This is a genomic window from Caballeronia sp. ATUFL_M2_KS44 (assembly GCF_023630965.1).
Classification (GTDB): domain Bacteria; phylum Pseudomonadota; class Gammaproteobacteria; order Burkholderiales; family Burkholderiaceae; genus Caballeronia; species Caballeronia concitans.
Window position 1 is genome coordinate 53821 of sequence record NZ_JALQEA010000067.1, and the last position, 23630, is coordinate 77450.

Annotated in this window: 22 protein-coding genes and 1 pseudogene; 11 read left to right on the forward strand and 12 right to left on the reverse strand. The window is 63.6% G+C overall.

The window, feature by feature from the left end; genetic code table 11:
• Positions 1–9 precede the first annotated feature (9 nt).
• Genes NCR39_RS27920 through tssC form a run of 4 tightly spaced genes read left to right on the forward strand, consistent with a single transcriptional unit; the run spans position 10 to position 4359 of the window.
• Positions 10–960, forward strand: coding sequence for a beta propeller repeat protein (locus tag NCR39_RS27920; RefSeq protein WP_250455999.1), 951 nt, complete (start codon positions 10–12; stop codon positions 958–960).
• 56 nt (positions 961–1016) lie between these two features.
• Positions 1017–2225: a TIGR02270 family protein gene (locus NCR39_RS27925; protein WP_350029707.1), complete on the forward strand. Its 1209-nt coding sequence runs from the start codon at positions 1017–1019 to the stop codon at positions 2223–2225.
• Between the two features lie 60 nt (positions 2226–2285).
• The gene (gene tssB, locus NCR39_RS27930) at positions 2286–2822 is read left to right on the forward strand and encodes a type VI secretion system contractile sheath small subunit (protein ID WP_250456001.1); all 537 of its coding nucleotides are present in this window, start codon (positions 2286–2288) and stop codon (positions 2820–2822) included.
• A gap of 19 nt (positions 2823–2841) precedes the next feature.
• Entirely contained in the window at positions 2842–4359 is a 1518-nt protein-coding gene (gene tssC, locus NCR39_RS27935; RefSeq protein ID WP_250456003.1) for a type VI secretion system contractile sheath large subunit, read from the forward strand.
• A 40-nt stretch (positions 4360–4399) separates the two neighbouring features.
• Here tssC and NCR39_RS27940 read toward each other — a convergent pair whose 3' ends face one another.
• From NCR39_RS27940 to NCR39_RS27970, 7 genes are all read right to left on the reverse strand, one after another.
• Entirely contained in the window at positions 4400–5185 is a 786-nt protein-coding gene (locus NCR39_RS27940) for a PP2C family protein-serine/threonine phosphatase (RefSeq protein WP_250456006.1), read from the reverse strand.
• Positions 5186–5198: 13 nt separating this feature from the next.
• Positions 5199–6527: a type VI secretion system-associated FHA domain protein TagH gene (gene tagH / locus NCR39_RS27945; protein WP_250456009.1), complete on the reverse strand. Its 1329-nt coding sequence runs from the start codon at positions 6525–6527 to the stop codon at positions 5199–5201.
• A gap of 12 nt (positions 6528–6539) precedes the next feature.
• Positions 6540–9188, reverse strand: coding sequence for a type VI secretion system ATPase TssH (gene tssH / locus NCR39_RS27950; RefSeq protein ID WP_250456010.1), 2649 nt, complete (start codon positions 9186–9188; stop codon positions 6540–6542).
• 73 nt (positions 9189–9261) lie between these two features.
• A complete protein-coding gene (gene tssG, locus NCR39_RS27955; RefSeq protein ID WP_250456012.1) occupies positions 9262–10332 on the reverse strand; it encodes a type VI secretion system baseplate subunit TssG in 1071 nt (356 codons plus the stop codon).
• The gene (gene tssF / locus NCR39_RS27960) at positions 10308–12191 is read right to left on the reverse strand and encodes a type VI secretion system baseplate subunit TssF (RefSeq protein WP_250456014.1); all 1884 of its coding nucleotides are present in this window, start codon (positions 12189–12191) and stop codon (positions 10308–10310) included. Before tssF ends, tssG begins: the two co-directional genes overlap by 25 nt.
• 1 nt (position 12192) lies before the next feature.
• Positions 12193–12669 carry a type VI secretion system baseplate subunit TssE gene (gene tssE, locus NCR39_RS27965; RefSeq protein ID WP_250456016.1) on the reverse strand — a complete coding sequence of 159 codons (477 nt, stop codon included), beginning with the start codon at positions 12667–12669 and terminating at the stop codon, positions 12193–12195.
• Positions 12670–12683: 14 nt separating this feature from the next.
• Complete coding sequence (locus NCR39_RS27970) at positions 12684–13286, reverse strand: type VI secretion system tube protein Hcp (RefSeq protein WP_250456019.1); 603 nt, start codon at positions 13284–13286, stop codon at positions 12684–12686.
• Between the two features lie 135 nt (positions 13287–13421).
• On the opposite strand from NCR39_RS27970, the gene NCR39_RS27975 reads away from it, so the two are divergent.
• From NCR39_RS27975 to NCR39_RS27985, 3 genes are all read left to right on the forward strand, one after another.
• A complete protein-coding gene (locus tag NCR39_RS27975) occupies positions 13422–13904 on the forward strand; it encodes an Hcp family type VI secretion system effector (RefSeq protein ID WP_250456020.1) in 483 nt (160 codons plus the stop codon).
• A gap of 13 nt (positions 13905–13917) precedes the next feature.
• Positions 13918–16269, forward strand: a complete 2352-nt coding sequence (locus NCR39_RS27980) for a type VI secretion system Vgr family protein (protein WP_250456022.1) — start codon at positions 13918–13920, stop codon at positions 16267–16269.
• Between the two features lie 200 nt (positions 16270–16469).
• A complete protein-coding gene (locus NCR39_RS27985; protein WP_350029702.1) occupies positions 16470–17444 on the forward strand; it encodes a Dyp-type peroxidase in 975 nt (324 codons plus the stop codon).
• A gap of 25 nt (positions 17445–17469) precedes the next feature.
• Here the strand turns inward: NCR39_RS27985 and NCR39_RS27990 are convergent, their stop codons facing one another.
• Positions 17470–17646, reverse strand: a complete 177-nt coding sequence (locus NCR39_RS27990) for a hypothetical protein (RefSeq protein WP_250456025.1) — start codon at positions 17644–17646, stop codon at positions 17470–17472.
• A 608-nt stretch (positions 17647–18254) separates the two neighbouring features.
• On the opposite strand from NCR39_RS27990, the gene NCR39_RS27995 reads away from it, so the two are divergent.
• The 3 genes from NCR39_RS27995 to NCR39_RS28005 are packed head-to-tail and all read left to right on the forward strand — an operon-like array spanning position 18255 to position 21168.
• The gene (locus NCR39_RS27995) at positions 18255–19172 is read left to right on the forward strand and encodes a phage late control D family protein (protein ID WP_250456027.1); all 918 of its coding nucleotides are present in this window, start codon (positions 18255–18257) and stop codon (positions 19170–19172) included.
• A complete protein-coding gene (locus NCR39_RS28000) occupies positions 19109–20983 on the forward strand; it encodes an RHS repeat-associated core domain-containing protein (RefSeq protein ID WP_350029703.1) in 1875 nt (624 codons plus the stop codon). The genes NCR39_RS27995 and NCR39_RS28000 overlap by 64 nt, the downstream gene beginning before the upstream one ends.
• 2 nt (positions 20984–20985) lie before the next feature.
• Positions 20986–21168, forward strand: a complete 183-nt coding sequence (locus NCR39_RS28005; protein ID WP_250456030.1) for a hypothetical protein — start codon at positions 20986–20988, stop codon at positions 21166–21168.
• Positions 21169–21207: 39 nt separating this feature from the next.
• On the opposite strand, the gene NCR39_RS28010 is transcribed toward NCR39_RS28005, so the two are convergent.
• Positions 21208–21450: a SymE family type I addiction module toxin gene (locus NCR39_RS28010; RefSeq protein ID WP_250456032.1), complete on the reverse strand. Its 243-nt coding sequence runs from the start codon at positions 21448–21450 to the stop codon at positions 21208–21210.
• A gap of 80 nt (positions 21451–21530) precedes the next feature.
• The gene (locus tag NCR39_RS28015) at positions 21531–21728 is read right to left on the reverse strand and encodes a hypothetical protein (RefSeq protein ID WP_250456245.1); all 198 of its coding nucleotides are present in this window, start codon (positions 21726–21728) and stop codon (positions 21531–21533) included.
• Here NCR39_RS28015 and NCR39_RS29945 point away from each other — a divergent pair.
• Positions 21708–21827 (forward strand): annotated as a pseudogene (locus NCR39_RS29945) (RHS repeat-associated core domain-containing protein); the annotation flags it as partial. The gene NCR39_RS28015 and the pseudogene NCR39_RS29945 overlap by 21 nt on opposite strands.
• 615 nt (positions 21828–22442) lie before the next feature.
• Here NCR39_RS29945 and NCR39_RS28025 read toward each other — a convergent pair.
• Complete coding sequence (locus tag NCR39_RS28025; RefSeq protein ID WP_350029704.1) at positions 22443–22673, reverse strand: SymE family type I addiction module toxin; 231 nt, start codon at positions 22671–22673, stop codon at positions 22443–22445.
• A gap of 383 nt (positions 22674–23056) precedes the next feature.
• On the reverse strand, positions 23057–23497 hold the full coding sequence (locus NCR39_RS28030) for a diacylglycerol kinase (RefSeq protein WP_250456035.1): 441 nt from the start codon (positions 23495–23497) through the stop codon (positions 23057–23059).
• Positions 23498–23630: the final 133 nt, after the last annotated feature.

A 23630-nucleotide genomic window follows, 5' to 3' on the forward strand; every position in this document is an offset into this window, starting at 1 on the left:
GGAGTTTCCGTGTCTGACTTTGCGCTGCACGACGGAAAGACGAAGCCAGCAATCCTTCTGGCAGGACTGACGGTTCTGAAAGACGGGCAGGCTTTGATCAATGCTCACTTTAGCGATATAGAGGACATCAATGAATCTCCGTCCATACTGGTTCCGTGGACGCCTGCAGGTCCCGGAAAGCCCGTCCTGGTCGAGAAGGGAGTTACGTCGCAGGACCTCGCGCCCGATGGGTGCGGTGAGACCCTTGCGCTCGCATTCGATGGGACGCTCTATACGCTGAGAGAAGATCGAGTGCTAACGCAGAAAGCGCTGCCGGAAGAGATCGAGCCCAACCCGCTTCACTGGATGTTCGCTATCCGGACCGTTCAATCGAACGTGTACGCTGTCGGCATAACGCGATCTGTTTATCGTCGCGACGCGAACGGCGTCTGGGATGCCTACGACACCGGAATCGCCGGAAGCGGAACGGAAGAAGACCTTGCTCGGGGCATGCTCGACATAGACGGTCAAGCGGAGAACGACTTGACCGCAGTGGGACTGGCGGGCGAGATCTGGCACTGCGAGAACGACATATGGCGACAAGCGGAAAGCCCTACTTCGGAACGCCTCAATGCGGTGCGGTATATCGGTGGCGATACGGTCGTTGTGTGCGGGTCGCGAGGTCTTGTTCTGAAAGGCTACGGCGACTTGTGGGAGGTCATTCAGACGCCAAGCGGAATAGAGGACTTCTGGAGCGTCGAGTCGTTCGACGGGCGAGTCTTTACAGCCTGTAGCGGCGGCGTGTACGAATTGATCGGGGGCACCTTGTCACCGGTCGATATGGGATTGGGGCGCCGGCCTACGAGCGGTTATCTGTGCGCGGGGGGTGGCCTGCTCTGGTCGGTTGGAAACACCGACGTTGCGGTGTTCGACGGGAACCGTTGGCGCGACGTGCCGACGCCATATCGCCGACTGCCATGAGCACCCCCGTCGATTCCGATCGTGACGCGCTCACGCAGCGGTTTTGGCGCTCACGTATCCTCCCCGTCCTCCACCAGCACATCGAAGACGCGGCCTGTCTCCGCACGACGCGCACGTACCTTGTGCGCGCCCCTCACGTGAAACTGAAGCACCTCGCGCGCCTCGACGAGCGCATCGCCGCGCACCTCGACGGCATCGCGGTGGCGGGCCGCGTCGGCGCACAGATGTCGATGCAAGCGCTCGATCGCACCGGGAAGGGCGAGCTTTTCACCGCCGCGGTCGGCTGCATCGAAACGCATGCGGGCAAGACGCTGCTGCAACTCATCGCGTTGAGCGAAGCCGTGCCCGCCGCGCGATCCGGCCTGCATTCCGCGTTCGGCTGGGTCTCCGCGAGCGTTCTGCAAGACACCGTCACCGCGCTGCTCGCCAGCGACGATCCGCCCGCGCAACTCGCCGGTCTCGCCGCTTGCGCGCAGCATCGCGTGGATCCGAAGCGTGCGCTCGACACGTTGATCGCCTCGGAAAACGCCGCCGTGCGCGCGCGTGCGCTGCAATGCGCGGGCGAAATCGGCCGCATCGATCTGCTCGCCGTCTGCATCGCTCATCTCGACGATGACAACCCCGCCTGCCGCTTGCACGCCGCGCAATCCGCGCTGCTGCTCGGGGATCGCGCCGCATCGCTCGATGTGCTGCGCGAGGCCGCGCCCATCGACGCCGCCAGCGCATTGCCGCCGGCCGATGCCCGCGCGCTGCTCGAAACCATCGCCGCGCGCGCGAAGAGCAAGCGTGTGCTCATCCGCGCGATAGCGCATGCGGGCGATCCGCGCTACATCCCGTGGCTCATCGATCTCATGCCGGACGACACGCTCGCGCGCATCGCCGGCGAGAGCTTCAGCTTCATCACGGGCGCGGACCTCGCCTGGCTCGATCTCGAACGCAAGCCGCCCGAGCGCCTGCCCGCAGGCCCGAACGACGACCCGGCCGATCCCGACATCGCGATGGACGAAGACGACGGCGCGCCGTGGCCCGACGCGGACAAGATCGCGCGCTGGTGGCAAGCGAACGCGCCGCGTTTCGAAAGCGGCAGGCGATATCTATGCGGCGCGCCGCCGTCGAAAGCGCATTGCATCGGCATCCTCAAGGACGGCTATCAACGCCAGCGCATGGCCGCCGCGCGCCATCTCTGCCTGAACGAACCCGGCTTCGCGCTCTTCAACTGCGCCGCGCCCGCGTGGCGCCAGCAACGCAGGCTCGCCGCGCTTTAAATCCGCGCATCGCTCGTTCGTCTTGAAAGCGTGACCTCATGCTCACGCGAAGGAGTCGTCATGGCAACCAGCAGTCAGAAGTTCATCGGCCGCAATCGCGCGCCGCGCGTGCAGATCGAATACGACGTCGAAACCTACGGCAGCGAGAAGAAAATCCAGCTTCCGTTCGTCATGGGCGTGATGGCCGATCTCTCCGGCAAGCCCGCCGAAGCGCTGCCGCCCGTCGATCAGCGCAAGTTCCAGGAAATCGACATCGACAACTTCGACAGCCGCATGAAGGCGATGCATCCGCGCGTCGCGTTTCAGGTGCCGAACAAGCTGACCGGCGACGGCAATCTCAGCGTCGACATCACGTTCGACAACATGGACGACTTCTCGCCCGCCAACGTCGCGCGCAAGGTCGATGCGCTCGCGAAGCTGCTCGAAGCGCGCACGCAGCTCGCGAATCTCGTCATCTTCATGGACGGCAAGAACGGCGCGGAAGAACTGATTGCGCGCGTGCTCGACGATCCCGCGCTGCTCGCCACGCTCGCCAAGGCCACGCCGCCCGCGACGCCTGCCGCGACCGATGGCGCCGCCACGGCCGCCGCCGAATGAGCCCTGAAAGGAACCGACCATGTCCGACATTCCGCAATCCGCTGCGCCGTCAGCCGAAGCGCCGTCCGCGCTGCAGGGCGCGACGCTCGAAGGCGACGACCTCGCCGCGCTCCTGAACCGCGAGTTCCGCCCGAAAAGCGACGAAGCCAAGAGCGCCGTGCAGACGGCCGTGCAAACGCTCGCGCAGCAGGCGCTCGCGCAGACGCAGATCGTTTCCGGCGACGCCATCCGCTCCATTCAGGCGATGATCGCCGAGATCGACGCGCGCCTCACCGCGCAGGTCAACGAGGTGATGCATCATCCCGACTTCCAGAAGCTCGAAGGTTCGTGGCGCGGGCTGCATTACCTCATCAACAACACCGAAACCGACGAGATGCTCAAGATTCGCGTGATGAACATCTCGAAGAAGGATCTCGGCAAGACGCTCAAGCGCTTCAAGGGCGTCGCGTGGGACCAGAGCCCGCTCTTCAAGCAGATCTACGAGCACGAATACGGGCAGCTCGGCGGCGAGCCGTTCGGCGCGCTCATCGGCGACTACTACTTCAACCAGACGCCGCCGGATGTCGAATTGCTCGGCGAAGTATCGAAGATCGCGGCGTCGGCGCACGCGCCGTTCATCGCCGCTGCGGACCCGAGTCTCTTGCAAATGGATTCGTGGCAGGAACTCGCCAATCCGCGCGATCTCACCAAGATATTCGGGACGCCTGAATATGCAAGCTGGCGTTCGCTGCGCGCGTCCGAAGATTCGCGCTATATCGGCCTCGCGATGCCGCGCTTTCTCGCGCGTGTGCCATATGGCGCGCGCACCGAACCCGTCGATGAATTCGACTTCGAGGAAGACACCGGTTCTGCCGATCACACGCGCTATACATGGGCCAATTCCGCTTACGCGATGGCCGTGAACATCAACCGCTCGTTCAAGCTGTATAGCTGGTGCTCGCGCATTCGCGGCGTGGAATCGGGCGGCGCGGTGGAAGGCTTGCCCGTGCATAGTTTCCCGACCGACGACGGCGGCGTCGACATGAAATGCCCGACCGAGATCGCCATTTCGGACCGGCGCGAAGCGGAACTGGCGAAGAACGGCTTCATGCCGCTCATTCATCGCAAGAACTCGGATTTCGCGGCGTTCATCGGCGCGCAGTCGCTGCAAAAGCCGTTCGAATACGAAGACCCCGACGCCACCGCGAATGCCGCGCTCGCCGCGCGCCTGCCGTATCTCTTCGCGTGCAACCGCTTCGCGCATTACCTGAAGTGCATCGTGCGCGACAAGATCGGCACGTTCAAGGAGCGCGCGGACATGGAAAGCTGGCTCAACAAGTGGATCACGCAATACGTGGACGGCGATCCCGCCAATTCGTCCGAGCACACGAAGGCGCAGAAGCCGCTCGCCGCCGCCGAAGTGAAGGTGCAGGAAGTGGCGGGCGCGCCGGGCTATTACACATCGACGTTCTATCTGCGCCCGCATTATCAGCTCGAAGGGCTGACGGTCTCGTTGCGGCTGGTGTCGCGGCTGCCGTCGGCGAAGCAGGCGGCCTGATTTTCCGGCTTCTTTCCGATGTCACGATGCCCGCGATACATCACGTCGCGGGCATCAGCATGACCGTGGTCTGCGACGCATCGCCGATCCACACCGCGCTCGCCGTAAAGTTGTCCTGATTCGGGCGCGCGGCCTCGCGCAAATGCGCCACCATCAGATCGAGCCATGCGGCGGGCGTCGCGGCGCGGCCGATCGCATCGATCATCACGGATTCGTCGAGATATTCCCAGAAGCCGTCGGTGCACAGCAGGAAGGCATCGCCTTCGACGATGCTGAACGGCTCTTCCGACGCCGCGATCGACAGATCGTCCGCCGTGCCGAGCGCCGAGAACAGCACGTTGCGGCGCGGATGGCCGCGCACGTCGCGCGTATCGAGCAGGTTCGCGTCGATCATGCTCTGCACGAGGCTGTGATCCTGCGTCTGCACGACGGTCGCGCCGCGCCGGAAACAGTAGAGGCGCGTGTCGCCGCAATGCGCCCACGCCGCGATGCCCGCCGCCTGATCGATGCCGAGGAGCACCGCCGTCGAACGCATCCGCGCGAGTTCGCGATTGTGCTCTTGCGCGTCGATGATCGCGTCGTTGGCGCGCAAAAGCACGCGCAACAGATTGAGCCCGGTAAGCGCGATCCCCGTCGCGGCCACGCGCGTGAGTTCCGCGAGCACGGTTTCGACCGCGATGCGCGAGGCCGCATCGCCGCCGCCATGACCGCCCGCGCCATCCGCGACGACGCTCGCGAACAGCGCGCCGTGCCGCCATTCGCCGTAGGCGTCCTCGTTGCGCGACCGGCCGCCTACATCGCTCACGCTCGCGGTTTGCAGTTGCATGTCGTGTCTCGGGTTATCGGCGGCCGCGCCGGTGGAATTCGTCGATCTGCGCTTCGTACGCCGCGACGAACGCGCGGCCGAAGAGCGTATGGAAATCCTCGGTGGCCTCGCGCGAAAGCTGGCCGTACATCTCGATGAACAGGTCCCAGCAGCGCGCGCGCCGCGTGAGGCCGGGCAGCAGGCCGTCGAGCATCGAACGCCCCGACATGCGCGCCTCGATGCGCCCCGGTTCGAAGCGTTCGAACACGCCGTCGAGCGCGGCGCGCATGCCCGCGATCATGCCGACCTGATGCGCGCGCAAGTCGGCGTAGGCGTCGTCGAGCGCGTCGGCGGGCGGCATGAAGCCGCGCATCGGCGGATTGAGCAGATGCGCGAGCGCCGCTTCCACGTTCGGCGAGAACTTGAGCGGATTATTGTCCGATGCCGCGATCATCGTCGCGCCGGTGCGCATCTCGCGCTTCGTCGCGGCGCGCGCGGCGAGCAGTTCGAGCGTGCCGCGCGTCGCTTCGCGCAGCAGTTCGCCGACGAGTTGCATCAGCGCGGGCGAAAGGGCGTCGATGTGCACGCCGGGTGCATCGAGGCCGCGCAGGAAGGCATCGGCGAGCGCGCGGTGGTCGGCGGGCGCGGGCGCGGGCGACGGGATCGGCGTTGGCGTGGGCGTCGTGCGGGCGCGCGGCGGCGTGAACGCGCTGTGCAGCTCGGAACCCGCATCGGATTGCGTCGCGGGCGGATCGACGCGGTGCGCCGATCCGGTCAAGCTGGCGAACGGATCGGCGTCGTGCGCGGTGTTCGGTTGCGAAATGGGCTCAATAAGCGGATCGACGAGCGGATCGTCGAGCGGCTTCAGATCGAACAGTTCGTCGATGGAGCGCTTCGACGCGGGATCGTCGAAAGAGAAGTCGAAGTCGCCGCCGGCTTGCGGCAAAGGCGCGGGCTGCGCGCGCAGCAATTCGTCGCCGTCAGGCGCGGCGTCGAAGAGACCGGCGAAAGGATCGCCGGAAGGCGCGCCGCCGCTCACCGTGTCGTCCTCGCCCGATACCTCCGCGCGCAACTGGTACCCGCCGATCTGCACTTCGTCACCGTGCGCGAGCGGCACGTCCTGCCCCGGATCGAGCGGCGCGCCGTTCACGAGCGCCGGATTGCTGCCGCGATCGATGAGCCGGTAGCGCCCGTCGCGCCACACGATCTGCACGTGCAGGCGCGACACGGTGCGCTCGGCGTCGTCGAGCACGAGGCGGTTCGTGACCGCGCGGCCGATGGTGCCGCCTTCGGCATCGAAGCTCGCCGCGAGCGGCACGCGCGGCGGCTGGCCGTTATGGAGCGTCACCGTGAGCGTGAGCATGGTTCCGCCGATTCATTCGAACGCGTAGACGAAGTCGTCCGCGCTCGCCGAAAGACGGATATGCGCGAGCGCGCGGCCTTCCGTGAGACGCGTCAGATACTCCATCGAAATGCGCGGCAGCACGGTGTTGGTGAGCAGCGCATCGATCACGCGCCCGCCCGATTCGGCTTCCGTGCAGCGCGAAACGACCAGCCGCACGGCGTCGTCGTCGTAATCGAACGGAATGCCGTGATTTTCCGCGACGCGGCGGCGGATGCGCCCCAATTGCAGGCGCACGATGTCGGCCATCATCGCGTCGGAGAGCGGGTAATACGGCACCGCGACGAGCCGCCCGAGCAGCGCGGCGGGAAACACGTCGAGGAGCGGCGGGCGCAATGCGCGCGCGAGCGTTTCCGGCGCGGGAAGATTCGCAGGATCGCGGCACATCGACATGATCACGTCCGAGCCGACATTCGACGTGAGCAGGATGATCGTGTTCCTGAAGTCGATCGCGCGGCCTTCGCCGTCTTCCATCCAGCCCTTATCGAAGACCTGGAAGAAAATTTCGTGCACGTCCGGATGCGCCTTCTCCACTTCGTCCAGCAACACGACGCTGTACGGCCGGCGGCGCACCGCTTCGGTCAGCACGCCGCCTTCGCCGTAGCCCACGTAACCGGGCGGCGCGCCCTTGAGCGTCGAAACCGTATGCGCTTCCTGGAACTCGCTCATGTTGATGGTGATGACGTTCTGCTCGCCGCCATAAAGCGTTTCCGCGAGCGCGAGCGCGGTTTCCGTCTTGCCGACGCCCGACGTTCCCGCGAGCAGGAACACGCCGACCGGCTTGTCCGGATTGTCGAGCCGCGCGCGCGATGTCTGGATGCGCTTCGCGATCATGTCGAGCGCGTGACGCTGGCCGATCACGCGCCGGTCCAGCGCATCGGCGAGATTGAGCACGGCGGCCAGTTCGTTCTTCAGCATCTTGCCGACGGGAATGCCGGTCCAGTCCGCGACCACGCCCGCGATCACGCCCGCATCGACGCTCGGCAGGATGAGCGGGGCATCGCCCTGAAGCTCGGCGAGGCGCGCTTTCAGTGCGGCAAGTTTCGATAGCAGCGCGTCGCGCGAACCGGATGGCGCATCCACGGCCTTGCCTGCTTCGCGCAGCGCCGCGCGCAATGACAGCAGTTCATCGACGACGCGCTTCTCCTCGTTCCAGCGCAGTTCCAGCCCGCCCAAGGCGTCGCGTTCGCGGGCGAGCATCGCGGCGACATCGGCGGCGCGCGTGCCGGTATCGACGCCCGCGTTCGCTTCGCGCTCCACGATCTGCGCTTCCACTTCGAGCGCCTCGATGCGGCGGCGGCAATCGTCCACTTGCGGCGGCGTCGCGTGCTGGCTGACGGCGACGCGCGCGCACGCGGTATCCACGAGCGATACGGCCTTGTCCGGCAACTGCCGCGCCGGAATATAGCGATGCGAAAGCCGCACCGCCGCCTCGATCGCCTCGTCGAGCAACTGCACGCGATGATGCCCTTCGAGCACCGCCGCCACGCCGCGCAGCATGCGCACGGCCTTGTTCTCGCCGGGTTCGTGAACCTGCACGACCTGAAAGCGCCGCGTGAGCGCGGGATCTTTCTCGATGTGCTTCTTGTACTCGGCCCACGTCGTCGCGCCGATGGTGCGCAGATCGCCACGCGCGAGCGCGGGCTTCAGCAGATTGGCCGCGTCGCCCGTGCCCGCCGCGCCGCCCGCGCCGACGAGCGTATGCACTTCGTCGATGAAAAGAATCACCGGCTTCGGGCTCGCCTGCACTTCCTCGACGACCTGGCGCAGACGCTGCTCGAATTCGCCCTTCATGCTCGCGCCCGCCTGCAGCAGCCCGAGATCGAGTGAGAGCAGCGCGACTTCGCGCAAGGGCGGCGGCACGTCGCCGCGCACGAGCCGTTGCGCGAAGCCTTCCACAACGGCCGTCTTGCCGACGCCCGCTTCGCCCGTGAGCAGCGGATTGTTCTGCCGCCGCCGCATGAGAACGTCGACGAGCTGGCGGATTTCGTCGTCGCGGCCGGTGACGGGATCGAGTTCGCCGCGGCGCGCGCGCCCGGTGAGATCGGTCGTGTACTTGCGCAGTGCTTCCTGGCGGGCGTCGCCGCCTTGTGTCGCGTCGCTTTCGGGCGCGGATGCAGGCGCGCGCGGCTCCTCTTCGCGATCTTCGACCGAACCGGCGACGATGCGCGCGAAGTTGTCGGAAAGATCGTCGGGCTTGATGCGCTCGAACTGCCGCGACACGCCGAACAGCACGCTGCGCAGGCGCTGCGTCTTCAACATGCCGACGAGCAGATGCCCCGTGCGCACTTTCGTCGCGCCGAAGAGCAGCGTGCCGTAGACCCAGCCGCGCTCGATGGCGTCGGTGACGTGCTCGGAGATATCGGAGATGGCGGTCGCGCCGCGCGGCAGGCGGTCGAGCGTCGCGGTCATCTCGCGCGAAAGCACGGCGGCGTCGATGCCGTAATGCGCGACGATCCGCTGCCAGTCCGAGTTGGGCGTCTCGATCATCTGCGCGATCCAGTGCGCAAGCTCGACATACGGGTTGCCGCGCATCTTGCAATAGACCCGCGCGCTTTCCACGGTCTTATAGCCGAGCTTGTTCAGCTTGCCGAACAGCGCGACGCGACTGATTTCCGCCATCGTCCGACTCCTTCGTGGATGCACGCTCACCGCGCGCGCCTCATCCGATAAGACGGCGCGGCGGCGGCGATTTTCAAGGCGTTTTCGCGCGATGCGTCATTGCGCGTTCGGCGTCCAGCGCGAGATCGGCGCAATCGGCGTGTCGTTGCCGCAGGCCGAGCCATGCCGAATAGCCGAGCCGCCCGTAGCGGCCCGGCTGCGCGGTCGGAACCTCGTCGGCGGCGAGCACGAGTTGCGCGTCCCACGCGAGTTCGTCGTTCAGATGCTGGCGAACGACCGCGACGAGCGTCGGCAGCGCGGCGCCGCCCGGCAACAGCGATTCGAACTGCGCGAGCGACAGCGGCCCGATCACGAGGCGAATCGCGTGCTGACGATCCCACACGGCGCGGCCCAGCACGGCCCCGCGCCCGAGCGGCGCCGCGCGAGGCCGCAGCGACGTGCGCTCGTCGGGATGCAGGCTCATCCAGTGCCCGCGGTACGGCTCCACGCGCACCGGCACGCGCAGCAACGCGCTCGCGATGGCTTCGAGCGCATCGGCGGGGCGCGTCTGCATGTTCCGGAGGCCCGCGAAATGCAGCTTCGCGTGATCCGAGACGGCATCGCGATGACGGCTCGCTTCATCGGCGAAACCGGTCAGCGCGCCGACGTAGAACGCGAACCGGTCGCCGCCCGGCCGGTCCAGCGCGTTGACCGGCCGCCCTTGCGCCCACGCCCGATAAAACAGCAGCAGGAAGCGATGCAGCAGCGCATCGAGCAGGCGCGCGAACGCCTTGTCGCCGTGATGCAGCGCGCGCTCGCGGATGAAGTCCGTGAGATGCAGCGGCAGCGGACCGTTCGGGCCGAGATAGCCGAAGAAGCGCTGCTCCAGACGCGGCGCGCGCGCGCCGTGTTCGTGCTCCAGACGCGCGAGCGGCGCGGGCGCGAACGCGAGCGACACGTCCTGCGCGAGCCGCACGGGTTCGTCGGCGGGACGCGCGCCGCAGCCTAAGCGCGGCAAGTGCGGCGTCGCGGCCTCGACGTGCCGCATCACGCGATAAAAATCGTGCCGATGCGGCGCGGCGGCGACGGCATCGAATAATTCGAGCAAGTCGCGCAGCGGCTCGTCGCGCGCCGCCTCGCTCAGAAGATGGCTCTCGTGCCGCATCGCGGAGGCAGCCGAAGAATGTCGCCGCGCGCGCTCGTGCGCAGCGCCGTCTGCACGAACGAATTGATCGACACGTAGCGCGCGAAGAAGCGGTCGAGCACGCAGCCGAAGAGCCACGCGCTGCCGCCCTGAAACGCGAGATCGTCGACTGTTACTTCGATCGTCAGGCCGCGTCCGAACGCAATGGGACCGGGCATCGGCAGGCGGCGCACGACGGGCTTCGCATCGACGGAAACGACGCCCGCCACTTGCGCGCGGCCCGCCTGATCGGCGTCCGGGACGTGCAGCGCGAGCAGCGCGCGCAATGCGGCGGCGGCCTCGCGCGCGCCGTGGCCGATCGACAGATAGTGCAGCGACAGTTGATCGATCAGACGCCAGCTTCGCGCGGCGTCCACATTCGCGGGCGCGGGCCGCGACGGGCCGCTCACGCATCGCACGGCGGCGACGGGCGCGGCGATGTCGAGCGAGAAGCCGCCGCCCGCGCCGCCGCGCGGCATCGAAAGCGGCAGGTCGCGATTCGTGCAGAGCGTCGCGAACGAAAGCTGCCGCAGCGATCCGCGATACGGCGCGGCGTTCGGATCGACGATGGACACGAACGTCTCGCTGCCGACGTATTCGGTGCGCGCGCCGCTCTTTTGCCGCGCCGCGGGCACGATGCGCGGCTCGCGCTCGGTCGTGAAGTACGCGGCGTCGCCGGGGCGGTCCGCGAGGAAGTCGCCGTAGAACGGATGAAACGTCTGCTCGGTGTCGTCGCTCGCGCCGTAGCCGGACACGCCGGTGACCGAATGCACTTCGAAGTCGAGCGGATGCGTGCGGTCCGGCACCACATGAAAGCGCGCGGCGGCTTCGGTCACGAGCGCGCGGTCGGCCTGCTTCGCGAAGAGGTTGATGGCGGGCACGCAGTCGAGCAGCACGTTGTCTTTCGTGACGATGCGTTCCAGCGCGGCATCGGCGGTGGCGAGGAGAAACGTCAGCTCGATCTCGCGCGCGGCGAACGACGGCAGCACGCGCGCGAGACCGTCGATGCGCGCGAAGCGGAAGCGCTCGGGCAGCGCGAAGTACTCGTGCAGCAGTCGATAGCCCTGGAACGCGTTGGGCGTGACGGGCAGGAGCGCTTCGGCGTCGCTGAAACCGGCGGGCGCGAGGGCATCGGCGGGAAGGACGGCGAGCGCGCGGCTCGGCCGCTCGGGCGTCGATACGACGATCGCGAGCGTGCCGGCCATCACCGCTTCGTACAGCCGATACGCCGTTTCGTCGCTGCCCGCGAAATAGAGGCTGAGCGCGTCGAGACAGAGCGCATCGAACGAGACGCCTTCCGCCGCCGAAAGCCGGATGCGCAGCGCGCCCTTCACGCGTGGCGCGAGCGGCTGCGTTTCGCGCAGCGCGGCGAGCGGCAAGTCCTGCAACTGCGCGATATAACGCGCTTCGGTCAGCTCGACGGGCCACAGCGTGAGATCGGCGGCGGTGCGGAACTCGCAGGATGTCGTGTGCGGCGGCGGCATCGCAACGATCAGCGCCGCGCCGCGCGGCACGACGAATCCTTCGGCGAGATTCGGGCTCGCGAGATCGGGCGAAAGACGCGCGATGAGCATGGAAGGCGTCGGACAGGCGGCCTGCGGCAGCACCACATGCGTGAGCTGCTGCGTGAAGCGCGGGAATTCCTCTTCGATCTTCAACTGCACGCGCGCCGCGAGAAACGCCGTGCCTTCGAGCAGGCGTTCGACATAGGGATCGGCCACGTCGATGCCGATCATGCCGAGCCGCGCCGCGATCTTCGGAAACTGCTGCGCGAACTCCGCGCCCATCTCGCGCAGATGCGCAAGCTCGGTGTTGTAGTGACGCAGCAGGCGCGGGTCCATGTCAGCGCGGCAGTTCCATGACGGTGATGCCGCCTTCTTCCAGATCGATCTGCGTGCGCAGCGCGAATTCGAGCGGCACCGGCTGCGCCCACAAGAGGCCGCGAATGACGAGCGCGATCTGGTTGTGCATGTCGAGCACGGAGCGGTCGAGCACGGGTTCGATGTCGAGCGTCGATGGATCGATGCGCGGCTCGAAGCGCTCGATCGCCTGACGGATGGCCTGTTCGAGCAACACCGTGTCGATGGTCGATGCGAAGCGCCCAGACAGGCACGGCAAGCCGTAATTCAGCACCGACGCGAACGCTTGCGGAAAGTGCTCTTCGGCAATCGCGCCGCCGAGATTGGTCGTGTTGAAGAGCCACGAGACGTCGCGCAGCACGGCGGCCCGCAAGCTGCGATGCGTCATGAAGCGCTCGCTGGCGGGATCGTCGTCGATCAGGCGGTCCAGCAGCGACGGCTGCAGGCGGTCGGTTTCCATCTCGTCACGTCACGTCAGGTGATGCGCCGCGCCGATACGTCCAGCGCGAACGTCACTTCCGCGCCGCGGCTACCGGTTTCGGTTTGCGGCGCGCAGGTCATCGTCAACTGTTGCGCGGAGAACTCGAACACTTCGCACGGGCGCGACAGGCGCGCGCTCGTGTAGATGTGATAGTTGCGGATATACGCCTGCTCCAGCTTCATCGACAGATATTCGATCTGCACGCCGTTGTCCGCGCCCGCCGCCTTGAAGCAGCGGATATGCGCGAGCGCGAGCAGTTCCGCCTGCGCGCAGAGCTTGGCCAGAACGGGCGACGCCGAATCCACCGTCTTGATGACGCCGAGCGTCGTCACGCGCATGTCGTTCGCGTTGAGCGCGGCTGCGTGCGGCGCGGCGTCGTAGCCTTGCGCCCAGCGCCAGCCGTGAATCTGCATGGGCGTGTCCCAGTCGGCGCGCTTCTTCGCTTCGCCCTTCACCGGCGTGTTGCTGCGCTTGGGCACGACTTGCAGAAACATGTCGTCGGATGGCGTGATGGCGAGGAGATCGAACTGACGCAGCGCGTCGAGCGTGAGGCTCGTCTCGAAGCGCGGCGATTCGCGCGGGTCGTTGCTTGGCATCGTGCGCATCCGGGTGACGAGGTTCCGAAGATAAGACGGCGCGCGCCGCGTGATTTTGAAGTTGAAAAGCGCGGCGCGTGTTTCGTTTAACGGATGGATTGCGCGTTGATGCGCTGGACCACGACGGAGGACCGCATGAGTACGATCGACTGCTATGTGAAGATTGACGGAATCGAAGGCGAGAGCAAGCACAAGGGGGCCGAAGGGCAGATCGAGGTACAGGGATTCGAGTGGCAGGTCTCGAATGCGAGCAATCCGACGACGGGCGGCGGCAGCGGCATCGGCAAGGCGACGCCGGGCGCGTTCATGTTCAAGCATCTCTACGACAAGGCCGCGCCGACCATCCAGAAGAGTTGCGCGACGGGCAAGCACCTTGCGAGCGTGAAGTTCACGATGAGCAAGTCCGGCGACGGCCAGAAGGAATTCCTGACCGTCACGATGAAGCAGGTCACGGTCTCGAAGGTCGACATGAAGTGCGACGAACGCGGCTATCCGGAGAACACGGTGGAATTGTCGTTCGCGGATATCGAGTTCGAATACAAGCCGCAGGACGACAAGGGCGCGCTCGGCGGCGCGGTGAAGTTCGGCTGGGACGTGCGCAGCACGGAAGTGCGCTAAGTGACCGAAAGCCATGAACGATGCCGTCGCGCAGAAGCCGCTCGCGAGCGTCGATACGCCCTTGGGCGACGACGTGCGCTTTCTGAGCCTGCGCGCGAGCGCGGAACTCGGGCGCATGCCGCGCTGCGAGTTGACGCTCGTCGCGAAGCGCGCGGATATCGACTTCGGCCGCATTCTGGGCAAGCGCGTGAGCGTGTCGCTCGGCGTGCCGAAGTCGAAGCCGCGCGTGTTCGGCGGCTATGTCGTCGGCTTTCGGCAAACCGGCATGCGCGGACGGCTTTACGTTTATGAAGCCACCGTGCGCCCGTGGCTGTGGTTGCTTTCGCGGCGCAGCAACTGTCGCATCTTTCAGAACAAGACGGTCGAAGAGATCGTGAAGGCCGTGTTCGCCGATCCCGTCTACAAGGGACTCGAATTCGGCGAGATCAAATGGAAGGCGAACACGCGCAAGCATCCGCCGCGCGAGTATTGCGTGCAGTATCGCGAGTCGGATTTCAACTTCGTGAGCCGGCTGCTGGAAGACGAGGGCATCTACTACTGGTTTCAGGACAAGGACGGCAAGGAATCGCTGATTCTGACCGATACGCTCGCCGCGCACGAAAGCGTCGCGGGCTGCGAGTCGCTGCCCTATGGCGCGGTGATGTCCGCTGCGCCCGATGCCGACTACGTGAGCGAATGGCGCATGCAGCATGCCATCGAAACGCGCAACTGGCTGCTCACCGATTACGACTTCAAGCATCCGTCGCGGCCCTTGCAGAAGCAGGCGGTCAAGCACATGGAAGGCTTCGATGCCTTTTCGGGCCTCGAACATTTCGATTACCCAGGCGGCTATGTCGAAGCGGATCACGGCGAGAGCCGCGCGAAGTCGCGTGCGGACGAATGGCGCGTGGAAGGCAGCGTGCCCGACGATCCCGACATCAACTGGCAACAGGCCGAGGCGCGCAGCAATTGCCGCAGCGTGCGTTGCGGCGCGCTCTTGAAACTGACGCGGCATCCGCGCGCGGATCAGAACACGCAGTATCTCGTGACGCGCACGCGCTATGAAATCGATATCGCCGATTACGAAGCCTTCGACGGCGCGCGGTCGAATCGTTGCGAATGCTGGTTCTCGGCCATCGATGCAAAACAGCCGTTCGCGCCGGCCCGCAGCGCGCGCAAGCCCTTCGTGCAGGGGCCGCAAACGGCGGTCGTCGTGGGGCCGGGCGGCGACGAGATCTACACGGATCAATATGGCCGCGTGAAGGTGCAGTTCTTCTGGGATCGGCAAGGCAAGCGCGACGAGAACAGTTCGTGCTGGATGCGCGTTTCGCAGCCGTGGGCGGGCAAGGGCTTCGGCGCGGTCGCGATTCCGCGCATGGGGCAGGAGGTGATCGTCGATTTTCTGGAAGGCGATCCCGACCGGCCGATCATCACGGGCCGCGTCTATAACGCCGAACAGATGCCGCCGTATGACTTGCCCGCGAACATGACGCAGTCGGGCATCAAGAGCCGGTCGAGCAAGGGCGGCAGCGCGGCGAACTGCAACGAGCTGCGCTTCGAGGACAAGAAGGGCGCGGAACAGGTGCTGTTGCATGCGGAAAAAAATCAGGATATCGAAGTAGAGAACGACGAGACGCATTGGGTCGGACGCGACCGCAAGAAGAATATCGACCATGATGAAACGACGGTCGTGAAGCATGATCGGACCGAAACCGTGGGCAACAACGAGAAGATCGAAGTCGTGGCGAATCGCGATGAGAAGGTCGGGCAGAACGAGACCATCGCGATTGTTCAGAACCGCACGGAGACGGTGGGCGGCAACGAGACGATCACCATCGATCAGAACAGGACCATTCTCGTCAAGATGATGGAGACGGCCAGCGTGCTGTTGCAGCGCACGCATTTTGTCGGCATCAACGAGACGATTACGGTGGGCGCGGCGCAGGAGGTGGCGATCGGCGCGTATCAGACGATCAAGATCGTCGCGTATCAGAAGGTGAGCGTGGGCGCGGATCAGACGGTCAATGTGGATGGCAGTCAGAAAACGACGGTGGGCGGCGATCAGACGCTCGATGTCACGGGCGCGCAGACGGTCACGGTCGGCAAGGACATGGGCGAGACGATCAGCGGGGCGCAATCGAGCACGGTGAAAAAGGCGCGCACGACTTCGGTGACCGAGGACGATACGTTGACGGTGGGGAAGAACATCAAGATCAGCGCGGGCGATTCGATCACGCTCGTGACCGGCGATGCAAGCATCACGATGAAGAAAGACGGGACCATTCGCATTAAAGGCAAAGACATTTCGATCGATGCCAGTGGCAAGATCAATGCGAAAGCGGATGGGGATATCGTGATGAAAGGGGCGAAGATCTTGCAGAATTGAGTTGCTCGAAAAACTCACTTGATATTTGTAAGGAAGATCGAGAGATTTCCTCAGACATTTGCGCGTATGCGGCATGCATTCACATCGCCGCCAGGCAACTTACTGTGAGAACATACTTACCGCGAGCGACAACGCATTGCGACTTTCGACCGTGAAAGACTGGCCCCGGCAAACACGCCGATACAGTACTGGAGAGATGAGTGAATCCACAGAAATCGCTGGCCGCAAATGGCTCGAGCTGTCCGTTCTCCGGCTGGCAATGCATGGATGCACCGTTATCTACAGCAGCAGCGTTTCTTATTCTCAATGTCAATGACGACAACGCGTCCATCGAGCAGGCACGCAGCGTCCTCTCGCACAATACGGATGACCTTGTCAAAGGCGTTCGGCTTCGATCCAATACTGGGCTTTTCACATGTAATGTCGGCTTGTCGCATCGCATTTGGGATCGCATGACGAACAAGCCTGCGCCGAAAGAGTTGCGGCCGTTCAGGGAGATTCGAGGAGACAGGCACACGGCGGTGGCGACGCCCGGGGATTTGCTTTATCACATTCGCGCGGAATCGATGGATTTGATCGTCGAATTCGAAAAGCTCCTTCTCGAAGCATTCGGGTCGTCCGTGACCGCCGTCGACGATGTCGCGGGCTTTCGTTATTTCGATGGCCGTGACCTTCTTGAATTCGTCGACGGAACCGGTAATCCCGACGGGCTGACTTTGCCTGAATCGACGCTCGTCGGCGATGAAGACCCCGCAAATGCAGGCGGGAGCTATATCGTCGTTCAGAAGTATTTGCACGATCTCGAAGCGTGGCGATCGCAAACCGTCGAGACACAACAGCAAATTGTCGGCCGAACGAAGTTCGACAATATCGAGCTTCCGGATTCGAATACCGAGCAGAAATCTCACAAGACGTTATGCACGATTGTCGATGAAGAAGGCGAGCACGACATTCTTCGAGACAACATGCCGTTCGCCGTGCCTGGAATGGGCCAGTACGGAACTTACTTCATTGGCTACTCACGCCATTTGTGGGTCATCGAGAAGATGTTGGAGCGCATGTTTATCGGCGATCCCGCGCCGTACCATGACCGCATACTGGACTTTTCCAAAGCGATCACGGGTGTGACTTTCTTTGCACCGAGCCGGGAGTTTTTGATGGGTCTCGGCGACTGAATGACAGGCGGCGCGGCGTGCGCATTCAGATGTCGATAATCGACTTGATCCAGCCTGCAATGACCACGATCCCGAGCGCCACAATAACGCCGCTTCGAAGCACGGACGCCGGCCTGCCGACGACAGCCCCCGCCATCGCCCCGAGAAGCGCTGCCACCGACGCCACGGTCAGCGTCGGCTGCGCGTTCAGCTCGATAGTCACGAGTCCGCCCCAAGTTCATCACGATGCACGCCACCGATCCCGCGCATTAGCGCGTACAGCGCATTGAACGCGCCGCGCCGCCGCGCATGGATGCGGGCCGTGTGGTCCGAAGCAATACGCGACTAACGGTCGGTGATTTGCGGCGACTTTGAATCGCAAGCACACGCGATAGATCGGACAAGGAACAGTCTGCATATCGTCGGACGGTGACGAACCTTCACGATTGTGCTGCCGTACGGCGTACGCCTTTTCCAGAGGACGATACGGCGTGCGGCTTTTCAAGTGTTCTCGACATCCGCCCCGTCTGTTCGTGGCGTCGCGCGCGTCATGCCAACGATCCCGAAGTGCTCGGAGTCAAGGCGACGCAATTTCCGATGCAGGCGGGCAGGGAGGACCCGAGCGCCGTGCTGGAGGTCGCGTATCCAAGTCGCGCGAGGACTTGAGTGCTGCGTCGTCTCCGCTTTGTTTTTCACACTACATGGTGTTTTCAGAGATTTCCCAATTGCGCCGAGCAGCAATCCTCATTAAAAGCGATAACGCTGTTTTCATTCACGGGGTGATCGTCAGGTGTGCAACCTGAAATCCTCCTTCATGCATGAGAATTCTCGATGGACGTACAAACTACGCGCACCAGTGTGCTCGCACGCTGGATCACGGGGCGCCAATCCTATTTCCTCAAGGTTCGAGGCGCGGCCCCGACCGATGGCCTTTCGATTGTTTCGGTCAAGGCCATTGAACGCCTGGGCGAGCCGTATCACATCACGCTCGAACTGACGGCCAACGCCGAGTTGGCGCTCGCTGACTACCTCGGACGCAGCGCGACGTTCAGCATCGAGCCCGCGCCCGACGAGGGTACGCCGCGCGAATTCAACGGCGTCGTCACCCGCTTTATACGTACCCGCAAGACGCGTGATTTTTGCGCGTATCGGATCGTGGTGGAATCGCCGCTTGCGCGATTGCGCATCACCAAACGCTCCCGCGTCTATCAGAACAAGACCGTGCCCGACATGATCCAGGCGATCCTGTTGTCGCACGGTTTTCTTACGCATCAGTTCGCGTTCAGGCTGCGTCGCGAGTTCCCGACGCTCGCCTTCCACATGCAGCATCAAATGTCGGACTGGGCGTTCATCCATCTTTTGATGCGCCAGGCAGGCCTCTTCTGCTATACGCGACCCGGCGATTTCGGTGATCAGGTGATCTTCGCGGACGACATAGACGGCTACGACTACCACTTGAGCACGCCCGTCCGGGTGCGCGAAACGTCGGGTCTCGAGACCGGCAACGAGGCGATCCTCTCATTGCAGACGCATAGCGTCGCCGTCGCTCAGTCGGTGCGCGTCAGAAACTACAACCCCGCGAAGTCATGGGAACCGTTCGAAGCGCAAGTCATCCGTGCTTGCGGGGCCGCTATTCGACCGTCACGCGCCACGAATACGATGTGCTGGGCAATCGGACGAAGACGGTGCTGCCGAACACGCGCACGATCGACTGGCTGCGCTACGGCTCGGGGCACGTTCACGGCGTGATGGTCGATGGCAAGCCGCTGGTGGACTTCGAGCGCGACAGGCTGCATCGGGAAGTGAAGCGCGCGCATCGCAGCTTCACGCAGACGCGCGAGTATGACCGCGTGGGACGGCTCGCGCAGATGTCGGTGCGGCATGCGAGATCGGCGAATGTGCTGGACGTGCTGGCGCGGCGCACGTACCGCTACAGCGCGGCGGGGCATCTGACGCGTATCGAGGATGACACGCGCGGCGCGACGGATTACACGTACGACCCGCTCGGGCGGTTGCTGAAATCGGTGACGCCCGACTTGACGGAGCTTTTTGCGTTCGATCCGGCGGGCAATCCGGTGGATGCGGAGAAGGTACCGCCGCGGCCGGTGATCGAGAGCGCGGAGGAACAGGTGGCCCGTCATGCGAGGGAAAGCGCCGAAGACGAGGCGTGGACGCGCTCGCATCCGGGCGAATTGCCGCCGTTGCGGTGGAATCAGCGCGGCTCGGAGGACTCGGCGAGATTGCGGGCGTGGAAAGCATCGTTGCCCAAGTGCATCGGCAACGTGCTGAAGGAGTTGAACCACACGCACTATGCATACGACGAGCGCGGCAACCTGAGCCGCAAGACCGGGCCGAACGGCGTGACGTGGATTTACGCGTACGATCAGCAGAACCGGCTCAAGCAAGCGAAGCGCTATGCGAAGCCGCCGGCGGCTGATGAGATCGATCGCAGGGAGAAGACGCCTGCGGGCGGGATTCGCTCGATTCCGGGCACGGCGCCTGTCGATCTGGTTGCGAGCTTCGACTATGACGCGTTCGGGCGACGCACGTCCAAGGAAGTGAAGCGCGCGAGCGGCGCGACGGAGCTGACCGTGTTCACCTGGGACGGCGACGTGCTGCTGATGGAGGAGCGCTTCGAGGCACTGCCGTGCGAGCACGAAGGCGAGCGCAGGTCGGAGAACGCCCGGTATGAAACGGTTCGCGAGAACGGGCAGGACGAATACTCGCTGCCGGTGGCGCAGCGGATGCACACGCTGGATTCAGACTATCGGTGGATGCGGGCGTCGTTGTATCTGCATGAGCCGGGGACGTTCGTGCCGCTGGCGCGTCTGGATGAGCGGCTCATCGAGCCGGCGTTTCTGGCGACGGGAACGGATGGCGGGTTCGTGCAGGTGCCGGCGAAGAGCCGCCATGCGACGGTGTTCTATCAGAATGATCACTTGGGCACGCCGCAGGAATTGCTGGATGAGTCGGGGAAGGTGGTGTGGCTGGCGCGGTACAAGGCGTGGGGGGCCCGCAAGCGAGCGCCCTATGGCAAGATAGATGCGGTCGAGACGGACAACGCGATTCGGTTCCAGGGGCAGTACGCGGATGACGAGACGGGGCTGCATTACAACCGGCATCGGTATTATGATCCGAGCACGGGCAGATTCATCAGCAAGGATCCGATTGGGCTGGCCGGTGGGCTGAACGCGTTCCAGTACGCGCCTAATCCGGTGCAGTGGATTGATCCTCTGGGGTTGAGCGGTAAGACGCCGCCGACAATCTCTGCTGCAGATATAACTAACAAAACGCGAACAGAGATTCGAGGCCTTGCGCGCCAGAAAGGTCTCGAAGTCGCGAAGCAAGACGCTGCCGGCTTGCCAATCAAATGGAAATGCCCGTGTACTGGGAAAGAGCGTCTCAGATTAGACCGCGGCCATATAGATCAAACAACAGGATTGCCCTATAACGATCCCAAGGCTGCCGTTGACCATGTACACGCATACGATTCAACGGGGAAAGTGAAGGTGAAATCTCCCGTTGATGGCAATCCTCACTTTCCAACTACAGGTGAATAGCAATGCAAGAAGGAAGAGAGAAAGACTATTTTGAATCGAACGATGGAGCTGTTCGGGTTTGGATCGAACAAGAATCGTCTATCCAAATTAAGGCAGTAACGCCGCGCGGTGACCCTGTTGAACTGTCTGAATCGGAAGCGTTGGAGTTAGCTGAGATTCTGAAGAACTTTGCAAGTCGGGTCTAACATAAGCACATAGGGCCGCTGACGCGGCCCTATGTTCGTCTACTCGGCGGTAATGGTGAGCCGTCCGTGTTCAACGTTGATCTTGACGCGCTGGCCTGCTTCGAAGCCTGCGTTCTCGATCCATCGACCGGCGAGCTTGAGCCACGGATAAAGCGGCGGATCGGTGCGTTTGACATGGGGCTTGCCCCACCATGCGGTGCTGCGGTTCTCGCGGCGTGACTCTTGAATGGTCACGAAGCGTTCCGTAACGGGTGGGCGTGTTTTAAGATTGGCGTCAGCCATGATCAACTCCCTCATGAGTTGGTGGTGGTGAGCGAGCCGCATGGGTTGCCGCCCTTGCGGCTCGCGCTTTTACTGCCTTGCTATCTCGCCATAAGCCTCGTCATTTGTGAGCGTTTGACGAGACTGTCCATCAAAACGATCAGCGCTTCCTGATCCTCGTCCGAAAGTAAATCCATCTGTTCGTAAAGCTCATGCAGGCGCGGGTTGTGAATACGCGGTTCAGCGGGTGGCTCAAGTCCAACGAGCGAATCCCCGCTGGTTTGCAGTACAATCGGCATCGGTATTATGATCCAAGCACGGGTCGGTTCATCAGCAAGGATCCGATTGAGCTGGCCGGTGGGTTGAACGCATATCAATATGCGCCGAACCCGGTGCAGTAGATTGATCCGCTTGGCTTATTGAAGCTGAGTTACGACAAGAGCTCAATAACCTGGGGCGCGCCGAACGGTTTAAGCTATGGACAAGGCTCCAAGCAAGGTAATCGAATTAAGCATGTCTTGGAAGATGAGTCTCCAAACTCAGACAAGCCAACACTCAGTGTTCTGTACGTGCAAGCGCGGCAGCTCATTAGATTTGGTGGATGAAGTTTGGAAGAATCGCGGCCAGCCCCTAGCCGATGATCCGGGCGCTTATATCGTTCCTATGTGCAGGGCTGTAGGTACTGCTGGGGAAACAAGCATCAAGATCATCACTCGCCCAGGGACGAATGAGGTTATTACGGCTTATCCAGTGCATTGAAGGAATGAAGGATGATTTGCCCACGGTGTGAGCAGGATTATGTTGTCGAGGCAAGAATCAAAGCGAATGGGCGCTTGATTTATATCTGTTCCGAGTGTGACGCAACATGGTTGTCCAATACTGAAATCAGTTCCGGCAAGTTCCAAGATTATGGAACCTACATGGAATCGATCGGGCTGTCTCAGTTGTGGGATGAGCTGGAGGGAGTTAAGCGCATTTAATGAAGAGGGCCGCTGACGCGGCCCTTTGTTCGTCTACTCGGCGGTAATCGTGAGTCGTCCATGTTCAACATTGACCCTGACGCGCTGCCCTGCTTCGAAGCCTGCGCGTTCGATCCATCGCCCGGCGAGTTTGAGCCATGGATGAAGCGGCGGATCGACGTGTCGATAAAGCAGCAGATGCGAGTTGCGGTTTTGGCGCGACTGCTGAACTGTCAAGAGATGGTTCTGTACAGGCGGAGCCCCTAAGCAATCGACATCAGCCAACGTCGATTCCCTGGTTGAGGCGGCGGTGGAAGCGTGATCGGATCAAGCGAGCGCAGACCTAGCCCGTCGCGGACGACATCGCCGTCTTGCTGCTCCCGGACGCGGAATGCCGAACAAAGGCTCGACGATCGCAGCCACGACCAGACAGGAGCACAACAGCGGCGCTTTCGTTCCGCCAGTGCAAGGCGCTTCAGCGGTATCAGCCGGAACTCGATCTGACAGATAGTCGGGACCGCGTTGACGCGAAACTCTCGATGGGTCGATTCCATCGTCAAAGGTCACCATCCGTCCGCGCCGCGGCTCAACCCGCCACTTCCCCACCCACTCCCTCAAGATTTCCCATTCCCCGCCGACATACCCATCAGGCGCTTGTCACGCGCGTGTCACAGATGCGTGCTCAGCCAGCGCCACGCGACCGGGCCGCAGATCACGCCCCAGGTCATCGCGGTGATGAGAATCGACACCGTGACCGCGGCGCTCGCGCAGTCTTTCGCGCGGCCTGACAGCTCGTGCCGGTCGAGGGAAATGCGGTCGATGGCCGCCTCGATGCTCGAATTAATCAACTCGACGAGCAGCACGAGCAACACGGACGCCGCCAGCAGCACGCGCTCCGCCGCGCTCACCGGCACGAGAAACGCGATCGGCAGCAGCACCGCCGCCACGCACGCCTCCTGACGGAACGCGCTTTCCTCGCGCCAGGTGACGGCAATGCCGTCCCACGAGTGACGCAGCGCAAAGAGGCCGCGCAGCAGCCCGCGCCGTTTGACGGCGGCGGGCGTGCCGGCGGAAGAAGACGAATTCGATGACGAAGTTGGCCGGACCATGACGCGACGTGGCGGTTTTTGTTTGAAGGATGCTGAGTTGAACCGATCTGCCCGACATTATGCGTTTGTTCCGGCCGCTTCTCGACAGTGTCGACAGCGCGCGTCCGTAAATCTCCACATGAATGCATGCGGG